Here is a 9,472-nt window from a genome sequence, read left to right as displayed (position 1 = left end):
TAAGGTGAGGCTTCAGACCGTGGGCTTTCCAGATGCGCCGAACCGAAGTTTCGCTAATTCCAACGGATTGAGCCATGGTGCGCGTGCTCCAGTGAGTGGCATTGGCGGGCTTTTGCTCCAGGGTTTTCCTGACGATGGCGGTGATCTTTTGCGCCGACAATTTCTTCCTGCGCCCAGGGCGGGGGGCATCTTTCTTGAGACCGTCAATACCAAGTCGAATAAATCGATCGCGCCATCGTGCCGAGAGTTGGCGGGTGACGCCGAGTTGTTGGGCGATCTCAATGTCTTGCATACCCTCTGCAGCCAGGAGGATAATTTTCGCCCTCTGGCAAAATCGGACGGAGACCGAGGTGCCCTTGGCAACCTTGTTTAGCAAGACCGTTTGGTCGGAAGTAAGCTTAACAACAGGAGCGATTCTCATGGACCAAAGCCTAAATCAGTGACGATGGGGAAGTCAATCAATATGTTATATTATTTAAGACGCACTACACTAGATTCTCTTAGTGAACCTGACTTAATATCTTATCAGGTGGATGAGTTTGAGCTGGGTCTTACTGATCTAAGTTTTTACTCCTACCTGCACAATATGGAAGAGGCGTTTTCAATTGAGGATTGTTGGGCAACTTGGACCGTTCCTTTTGACCATGAGAACGGATACTTTTTTCTGGCTAGCTGTTATTATTTAAGCCAACCGGTCGTGAAATTCTGGGAAGAGAAACTCAACGGTCGTATTCAATGGTTTATCGTGGAGTTAGGCAGTCTTTCCACATTACTTGAAAATGCCGAACAGGAGCTAAAAGCACAAACAACCAACGCTTAATATTTTTCAAATGGCTATCGGAAGAGTACAATTAAAGATCGTAGCAAAACTCCACGAAATGGAGTGGCTTTCAGATGATCAATTCGAGGATCTAAAAGCTTCTCAAAACGACTACACGGGAGAAGAGCTGGATACGCTTTTATTAAACGACTATCATGTCAGTGATTTCCAATTGTTAATAGCGAAGTCACATACTTTTGGACTTCCTCCTTTTAGGGCCAAGGAGTTTCGAGTTACTGAATTTACGTTCGAGAAACTTGATAAAGACTTCTGCCTCGAAAAAAAGCTGTTACCAATTGGTACGGTTGGTGGCTATGTTCTTATAGCGATTTCGAATCCGTTTGAGCTCTCTATTATCAACGACATCCAACACAAGACGAACCGCAAGGTAATGCGGTTCCTTGGTCTTGAGTCCGATATTCTAAGCAACCTTCAGGATGATTTGAAAAAGCCTTCCATTGAGTTTGGTGATGTGGTGGATGCTCTTGGAATGGAATATAATGTCGATGAAGATATCGACGATGATGAACTTGCTGATGAAGATTCAGCTCCCATTATTCAGTTAGCTAATCGGATCATCGAAGATGCCTATTTTTCCGGAGGAAGTGATATCCATATTGAACCTTCTGAAAATGACTGCCGGGTCCGCGTCCGCGTTGATGGCGTTTGCCAGGTCAAACTAACACTTCCACAAAAGGTAACCGGATCACTCATTGCCCGCCTGAAGGTAATGGCCGATCTCGACATTGCTGAAAAACGAAAACCGCAGGATGGTCGTATCATTTTTAAGCAATTCACCCGTAAGCCGCTTGATATCGATTTACGTGTTTCATCTGCACCGCTCAATCACGGTGAAGGGATGGTTATGCGTATTTTGGATAAGCAAAAATCGACATTGCCACTACCGGCTCTGGGATTTTCTGCACAAAATCTGAGCATGTATCGCGAGTTGATTCGTCAGCCCTATGGCATGGTATTGCATTGTGGACCTACTGGTTCAGGTAAGTCGATGACGCTTTACTCTGCGTTGAATGAGATCAATACTCCCGACACCGTTATTCGGACTGCCGAGGATCCTATTGAGTATACCCTGGATGGGCTATGCCAGATGCAGATGAACCGGAAGATCGGACTTACATTTGCTGCAGCGCTTCGGTCATTTTTACGTCAAGATCCTGATATCATTCTGGTAGGGGAAATTCGAGATATCGAAACAGCCGGAATTGCAGTGGAAGCTGCTCTTACGGGACACATGTTATTTAGCACGCTCCACACCAATGATGCACCCAGTACGGTTGCACGACTTTCCGAGATGGGTGTGGAGCCATTTATGATTTCCGCCTCTTTGGTATGTATCTGTGCGCAACGGTTGATGCGACGGATATGTAAGACTTGTGGTAAGGTTCAAGAACCAACGACTCGTGAAGCTGAAATACTGCAACGTGCTATTGGATGGTCTGGACAAATAAGAAAAGCCAACCCCAATGGTTGTCCTAATTGCAATAGCAGTGGGTATAAAGGCCGAGTCGGTATTCACGAATTAATGCCGACTAGTAAAGAGTTGGTAGCGGCTATTAATGCGCGAGTGGAAACTGCGACCATCAAGCAGATTGCAATGAAAAATAACATGAAAACCCTTCATCAGGATAGCATGCTTAAAGTCCAGGAAGGTGTCACGACGATGGAAGAATCCATCTCAACCGTTCCGCCGGACATGGAGTTAAGTGACGAGTTTGAAGCAGACCAGATGTTACTGGAAAATGCAGGCGCAAAAGCTTAATCTTTTCTTGATGTAATTCGACTAAAGAATGGATTCGTAAACGCCACCTCCGAGTAGTTGTTCTCCGCTGTAGAATGCGGCGATTTGTCCCGGGGTAAGAGCGCGTTGCGGTGAATTAAAAAATACCCGAAGTTTATCGCCCTCCTGTTCAATGCGGATTTCCTGTGAAGGATCCCGATAACGCGGTTTTACCAGGATATCAATTTCGTCTGCGATTGTTTCGACATTCCAAATCAGATCGCGCACAACGACTTCCTGGCTGAATAATTTTGGCGTGGCCGGATCCTCGAAAGCTACAATGAGCTCATTTTTCTGGTAATTTTTGGCGACAACAACGTAGAACTTATGATCTGCATTGGAAGGAATTCCCAGGCCTTTCCGTTGTCCCAATGTAAAACGATGAAGTCCCTGGTGTTGTCCAAGGAAATTACCTTCCAGGTTCACGATAGATCCCGGTTTATCAGGAATATATTCCCGCAAGAAGTCGCCGATTTTTATTTTCCCAATGAAGCAGATTCCTTGGCTGTCTTTTTTATCCGCATTTATGAGACCTGCTTTTTGTGCGATTTCACGTAGTTTTGGTTTGGCGATATTTCCAACCGGAAATAATCCATGTGCGGCTTGGTCCTGATTTAAGAGGGAGAGGAAATAACTTTGATCTTTGTTTTTATCGAATCCTTCCCAGAGCTCCGTAATGCCTTGGGCATTTACCCTGGATTGAACGTAGTGGCCGGTAGCGACAGCATCGAATCCGTCCTTGCGTGCATAGTCGAGAAAGGCGCCAAACTTGATCTCGCGATTACACATGACGTCAGGATTGGGCGTAATCCCGGACTGATATCCCGAGATCATATAGTCCACAACGCGTTCCCGATATTCATCGATCAGGTTAACAACACGAAACGGTATTCCCAATTGGTCGGCCACGGCTCTGGCGTCGTCGATATCTTTTTGCCATGGGCATTCCCCGAACACATCGGTTTCCTCCAGCCAAATCTTCATGTAGCAACCTTCAATGTCGTACTGCCCCTCCTGTTTTAGTAAGAGAGCCGCCACACTGCTGTCCACTCCACCGGACATAGCTACGAGAACACGTTTCATAGGGCAGGGGAATAAGGCGTTAATCGTTGAATATTCAAGACCTTACTTAAAACCACCCCGTTAGCCTCTCAAGGTAACTTACTGCCAACTCACGGTCAATATGGTTGGTCATATATTCTGATAGTATCAAAACGTTCCATAGAATCGCCGTCAAAGTAGCAGCGGACAATATGCGGAGTTTGATTTTTGAAGATTTGAACTGTTCATAAATAAATCCAAGTCCTGCCATAAAGAAAAGTATGGATACCTCATAGGATCTATTGCCAAAGGAAGAACCAAACCACCAGCACCACCAAGCACTGTTAATGTAAACAACCAGGGCAAAACTGACTATCCAAACTTTTGGGAATGCGTTTTTCCTGAACGAGGCTATGATCCAGCCGACTGCGCCAATCAGGAGAAGGGGATGCCAATTGAATAATCCATGCCTGTTGGAGAATAATGAACTCCATAGGGCCGGCTTAAGAAAGAAGAAAGATTCGTTTGTGTAGGAAAATACAAACCAACTTCCATATATTTCTTTCCAGATGCCCAACTGCACAAGTAGCGGAATGGCTCCAGCGATTATTCCTATTCCCAATCGTTTGTATTCGGCTTTTGGATTGCTTCGGATTTGGTGTAAACAGTACCAAAATGGAATCAACAGGTAGGCTACTGCTGTTGGTCTGCTTATTAGCAACATTCCCGAAGCAAACCCCAGTAGCATCCAGTTGATTGCGGTACTTGTATCTCTGAGTTTTAGGCTCAACCTAATGATGACCATGGAAAGAAAAAAGACCTGATTGTGCACCATACCAAGACGTGCAACCTGATAGTAGAGCAGGGGACTGGCCAACCAGGTTGCCAAAAGAGCCCAAAGTGCTGTTTCGTCAGGTAAAAATCGCCTCAAGATCCGATGACACAGCACCAGACTCAACAACCCCAAGGCTAATTGATAGAGCCAGATAACCGTAAAGTAAATGGGCTCAGTCCCTCTCGGGTGTTCTTTTATAAATCCATATAGCAGGTGAGTTAGTTTATAGGCGGGCCAATTCATAAGTGCCCAGCCCACCGGGTACTTATTTAACACATGACCGGTTGTCGGGTGTGTATTGTTGATCCATTCATGACGAATGTCTGGTGTCAGCGTGTTCAAGTCTACCAGGTTGTTCTTCAGATCAATGTCCCCATCTACCACCCACGAGTTTAACCAAAGGAAATATCCGCTGTCGTCATTTCCTTGGAGAATGGGTTCCCCATCTTCAATAAACAGGTCCCAACCTTGATAAATCAGAAAAATGGGGCTGATAATTAAGGCGAACCATAACAGGGCGCGGTTTCTTTTCGAGAAAGGCATTTTGCAACGTTCTGCATGAAGCTGACGTATCTTTCAAGCTTCACACTTCTTAGGTGGCTATTGTTCCGATAGAGTATCTCTAATGTGAAAGAGAACGGATCCGCTGTATTGATTGTCTGTGAAAACTCCCGAACTTCCGGATTCTCCGACCCTGTCTTCCAACTGTTTCATATAAAGGCTGCGAGGTTTGATTAATTGCCCATGCAAGCTTACATGTCCTGTCAGACCTTGAAAGGGCCCGTCTACACGATCGCCGTTGCAGCCGATTGCCCAATTCCAGCCGTTAATCGGGCTTTGCACAGAAATCCAATCGAAAGCCGTGCTGTTCCAGAACAGGTGGTTAATGCCGCTCCATCCCCAGCCATCCCCCTCGTAGCCCCGATTTCGAATCATGAGCTTTTCTCCATAGGTATTATCCCAAAGTGTGCCCATTGCCCAGTAGCGCCAGGGTCCGATCACCGCCTTTTCGCCCTTCGAATAACAGTCGAGAAACACGTTGGGTCCTGCGGTCCTTTCCGGAATAAAATAAGGAAAAGAACAGTCCTCCGTATAACACCGCTGAACCAGAATCTGTTGGCCTGCGTTTATAAATCCATGTCTTCGTCCATAGCCGTATTTGGCGACCGGTTTCAGGTAGGCACAGTCTTGAATGGTTATTTGAAGGCTTTCTTTTTCGGTCGAAACGGTCGCATTGCCAAAATGAACGCCGGTGACTGAGCGGACCCAGGAGTTTTTCACCCGATTGAGCTCAACACCGGTCCAGCCATGTGCTTCATCGGAGTTAAGATCAGAGGTTTCAAATGCTGAAACGAGTCTGAGTTGCTCAACCCCCACCTTCTCAATTCTTTTTGGTAAATCAGATTTGAACAGAATGGTGGAGCCAAAGCGGGCGAATACAGGGTTAACCAAAGGGGCATTCAAATGAATCCGTCCTCCATCGATATTTTCGATGGTTCTTTCGAACTGAAATACAAAATCGGTCGGATCCCAGGGGTGACTCTTTCTTCTGTTTGGGTGCGGTGGAAATGCGTCCATGCCCAGAATGTTGATCCATTCTTGATTCATGTGTTGTTCAAGAATGACGGTATCTCCCGTATTAAGCCCGCGCACCGGAGACACCTGAAGGATTTTAGTTCCTGAAGGTAAATATTCGTCTATAACCTCCCAGCTCGAGCCTTCCTTGTTTTGATAAAAAAACACCCCCGTTCTTTCTCGGTTGTAGGCCTCCTGGGCTTCATCTCTTCCGGAAATGACTATGAGCGAGCGTCTTTGGTTACCCGTTGCGTAAATAGTAGTACCGGTTTCAGCTTGCCCTTCGCCCCGCAGCGTTACGCCGGACTTTTCTATGCGAAGTTGATCAGCTACATAATAGTTTCCACTTCTCAACAAAATTGCCCCACGAAAGCCTTCCTGGTTAATCGGAAATTGGCTGACCTGGTCGATGGCATCCTGAATCCGCTGTGTATCATCTTCTTTGCTTGAAAGGGGAGTGAGCGAAAGTGCTACCTGTACTGAGGGTAACGCGGCTCCATTTAGATAGCCTGCAGTTGAATAATCAGGAATTCGATTTCCAAACTGATCTTCTTTATACGAAAGCGGCTTGTTTTTTTTGAAAATTGCCCCTTGCTCATGAGGTCCTTTGCAGCCCGTAAGCATAAACAGGATACACAGCAATGTTACCCCAATTGATCGGTTTTTTAGAAAAGCTTTTAATGGGGTCTTTCGCTGAATTGTTGCACCAAACATAAATGGGAAACATCCTTTATTATTCGCAGACTGGGCAACTATGAAATTTATATGAATTGTTAGTTTCGTTTCTTGCCCTGCAGAAAGGAGGCGTTTTGATACCCGTTTAGAATCATGGCTAATATTACCTTACTTAACGCAGTGCTGCAATCGCCTCAATCGATTCAGGCGGAGCTGTCTGCGGACTGGGTTGGGTCTAAAATGCCGGCGTTTTTTCTGGATCCAGGCAAAAAAGAATTGGTTTCCGTCCGGCATTGCGACTTTGAGGAATTTGCCGAATTGAGCGGGTATTATTTCGATGGCGATGGTGTTCATTTTTTCTGTAGCCAACAGTTGCTGGCGCAAAACCAACTCGAACACGGAGATCCTGTCTTCCTTGTCGGCGACTTCAACGGATGGGACCAGGCAATAGGGAATTCCAGGTGGCAATTGAAGCCTGTGAGTTATGAAGGCAGACAGGGCCTGAAATTATCGGTGCCTCTCGATGAGTTTGATTTCGATGGAGGTACCGGTTTTAAATTTGTATCCCACGAAGGGCACTGGTTTGCTTTGCCGGCACAAGCCACCAACACCTATAATGACGGAAATGGGAATTCCAATTACTTCATCGATCGCCATCGTTCCGGACGTCATATGATGATGATCGAAACCCATGGTCCGATTAATCTTTCCAAGGACTATTCATTAGTTTTGCAAACTCAGCACCATGAAAGTGCGGCTGCTATTACGCCCGGTGCTTTTTTCCTTAATCTGGAGTCGCAGCTCAGCCTTGGGGCCATTCCGCATGGCAACACCACCTTGTTTAGGATTTTTGCTCCCAGGGCCTCTGAGGTCAAAATATGGATATCGAATTCTCCAGAAGTTTTTGAAAATGGCTCATCCCATTCGCTCATTCAAATCGGCAACGGCGTTTGGGAAGTGGTTATTGATGAAAACCTGAGTGGACAATTTTATTGGTATCGAATCGATGGTCCTGCGCAATCGGGGTTTTCCCAGTTTGACTCTGAAGTTAACATTCTCGATCCCTATGCGCTTGCAGTGGTCAATCGACTGGGTCCTGCCATTGTAGTAGACACTTCCATTTACGAAAAACCACAAGGGTTCGATGCACCCAAGGAAAAAGACTTAATCATTGGGGAAGTTCATCTTCGCGATCTGATAGCAAAGGCCCCCATCCGGCTTAAAGACAAAGATAGGTTAGGTTACGCCGGGCTCATCGAGTATTTGAAATCTGACCGTTGTTATTTGAAAGAGTGGGGCGTAAATGCGGTTGAGCTACAGCCTATTCAAGAAAATGATGCTCACTCGAAGCATGAGTATCATTGGGGTTATATGACCGCGAATTTCTTTTCTCCGGAAAGCACCTATGCTGAAAATCCTTCCAAGGCTTCACAAGTTGAGGAGTTTAAAGCATTGGTGAATGCGTTTCATGAAGCTGGTCTCGCAGTTATCCTGGACGTCGTATATAACCATGTCGGCGAACCAGCTCATCTTCTCTTTATTGATAAACTGTACTACTTTGAATTGTCGGCGGATGGTTCGCTTTCTAATTGGAGTGGCTGCGGGAACGACTTGCGTTGCAGTACTCCAATGGCAATTCGGTTAATTACTGATAGTCTGCTCCACTTTATTGAGTTTTACGGAGTTGATGGATTTCGCTTTGATCTGGCCGAGCTCATTGGGCTTGATTCGTTGCACAAGATTGAAGCAACCGTTAAAGAAAAACACCCTGATGTGCTCTTGATTGCGGAGCCGTGGAGTTTTCGGGGACACCTGGGTTCTGATTTAAAGCATACGAGTTTCTATTCCTGGAACGATGCATATCGCGATTTTGTGAAACACTATGTTTCGAGCAAAGGCGATCATCGCTCTTTACAGTATTTCCTGCGTGGTTCCCCCGATCATGTAGGTCGACCATTTCAATCGGTAAATTATACTGAATCTCACGACGACCGCACTTGGTTGGATGACATCACTCAGAATCCCCTGCACAATGGTTATTTTCCGACTCCTTTGGATCGCCGAAGAACCCATTTGATGGTGAGTATTCTTATGATGAGCCTGGGCACTCCGATGCTCGCCCAGGGCCAGGATTTCCTGAGGTCAAAATGGGGCGTGAAAAATACCTACCAACGAGGGGACATCAATGCGTTGGATTACCAACGCCAGGTTGATTATTCGGGCACTCACAGCTACTTTCGCCAATGGATCGAGTTTCGAAAATCTGAGCTAGGTGCCTGCCTTCGACTGGATAGCTTCCCCGATTCCGATTTCTTTGAGTTTTTTCCGGCCAAGTCCGGTGGTGGTTTGGGAATCCTTTATAATGCTACTGAAACTGTGGGATCTCGGCAGCTTTTCTTCGCGGTAAACCCGGTGAGCTACGTCTGCTTGATCGATGTTCAAGGTTTGAATTTGGCCCGAGACTGGATTCAGGTAGCGGATTCTGAGCGTTTTACTGCTGAAGGTCTCTCAACAGCCCTGACTTCTTTGGAACCGAAGCTAAAAATGCCCCCTGTTTCCTGTGCTCTTTGGATTTCCTAGTGTAGTGCGTCAAGCAGTCTGTAACATATCAAGCTTTGCTCGAGCACGCTTTACTTTTTCCAGAATGTCCTTCGCGCTGGCGGTCCAGACGAAGGGTTTGGGGGCTGCGTTGTGTTGCTCAATGTAGTTGTTGATTGTGTCGATGAGT

Annotated in this window: 8 protein-coding genes; 3 read left to right on the top strand and 5 right to left on the bottom strand. The window is 46.2% G+C overall.

Translation table 11 applies throughout. The features are described 5' to 3' along the window. Nucleotides 1-421: helix-turn-helix domain-containing protein (locus tag O3C43_23545; GenBank protein MDA1069459.1), on the bottom strand; the 421-nt coding region annotated here is incomplete at its 3' end. Nucleotides 422-463: 42 nt separating this feature from the next. Between O3C43_23545 and O3C43_23540 the strand changes: the two genes are divergently transcribed. Both O3C43_23540 and O3C43_23535 read left to right on the top strand, forming a co-directional pair. After that, nucleotides 464-820 carry a hypothetical protein gene (locus tag O3C43_23540; GenBank protein MDA1069458.1) on the top strand — a complete coding sequence of 119 codons (357 nt, stop codon included), beginning with the start codon at nucleotides 464-466 and terminating at the stop codon, nucleotides 818-820. A gap of 10 nt (nucleotides 821-830) precedes the next feature. Beyond that, on the top strand, nucleotides 831-2,600 hold the full coding sequence (locus O3C43_23535; GenBank protein MDA1069457.1) for a GspE/PulE family protein: 1,770 nt from the start codon (nucleotides 831-833) through the stop codon (nucleotides 2,598-2,600). 21 nt (nucleotides 2,601-2,621) lie between these two features. Here O3C43_23535 and mnmA read toward each other — a convergent pair whose 3' ends face one another. Genes mnmA through O3C43_23520 form a run of 3 tightly spaced genes read right to left on the bottom strand, consistent with a single transcriptional unit; the run spans nucleotide 2,622 to nucleotide 6,693 of the window. Beyond that, nucleotides 2,622-3,701, bottom strand: coding sequence for a tRNA 2-thiouridine(34) synthase MnmA (gene mnmA, locus O3C43_23530; protein MDA1069456.1), 1,080 nt, complete (start codon nucleotides 3,699-3,701; stop codon nucleotides 2,622-2,624). Nucleotides 3,702-3,747: 46 nt separating this feature from the next. Then, nucleotides 3,748-5,037: a hypothetical protein gene (locus tag O3C43_23525; GenBank protein ID MDA1069455.1), complete on the bottom strand. Its 1,290-nt coding sequence runs from the start codon at nucleotides 5,035-5,037 to the stop codon at nucleotides 3,748-3,750. A gap of 57 nt (nucleotides 5,038-5,094) precedes the next feature. Further along, nucleotides 5,095-6,693 (bottom strand): hypothetical protein, encoded by a 1,599-nt coding sequence (locus O3C43_23520; GenBank protein MDA1069454.1) that lies wholly within the window; start codon nucleotides 6,691-6,693, stop codon nucleotides 5,095-5,097. A gap of 204 nt (nucleotides 6,694-6,897) precedes the next feature. Between O3C43_23520 and O3C43_23515 the strand changes: the two genes are divergently transcribed. Beyond that, a complete protein-coding gene (locus O3C43_23515; GenBank protein ID MDA1069453.1) occupies nucleotides 6,898-9,324 on the top strand; it encodes an alpha-amylase family glycosyl hydrolase in 2,427 nt (808 codons plus the stop codon). Between the two features lie 9 nt (nucleotides 9,325-9,333). Here O3C43_23515 and O3C43_23510 read toward each other — a convergent pair. Beyond that, nucleotides 9,334-9,472, bottom strand: a 139-nt coding sequence (locus O3C43_23510; protein ID MDA1069452.1) for an IS630 family transposase, incomplete at its 5' end; no start/stop codon positions are given.

This window comes from Verrucomicrobiota bacterium, from assembly GCA_027622555.1.
GTDB lineage: Bacteria > Verrucomicrobiota > Verrucomicrobiia > Opitutales > UBA2995 > UBA2995.
The sequence above is the reverse complement of the archived record's forward strand: the minus strand, read 5'-3'. Positions and strand labels throughout refer to the sequence as shown.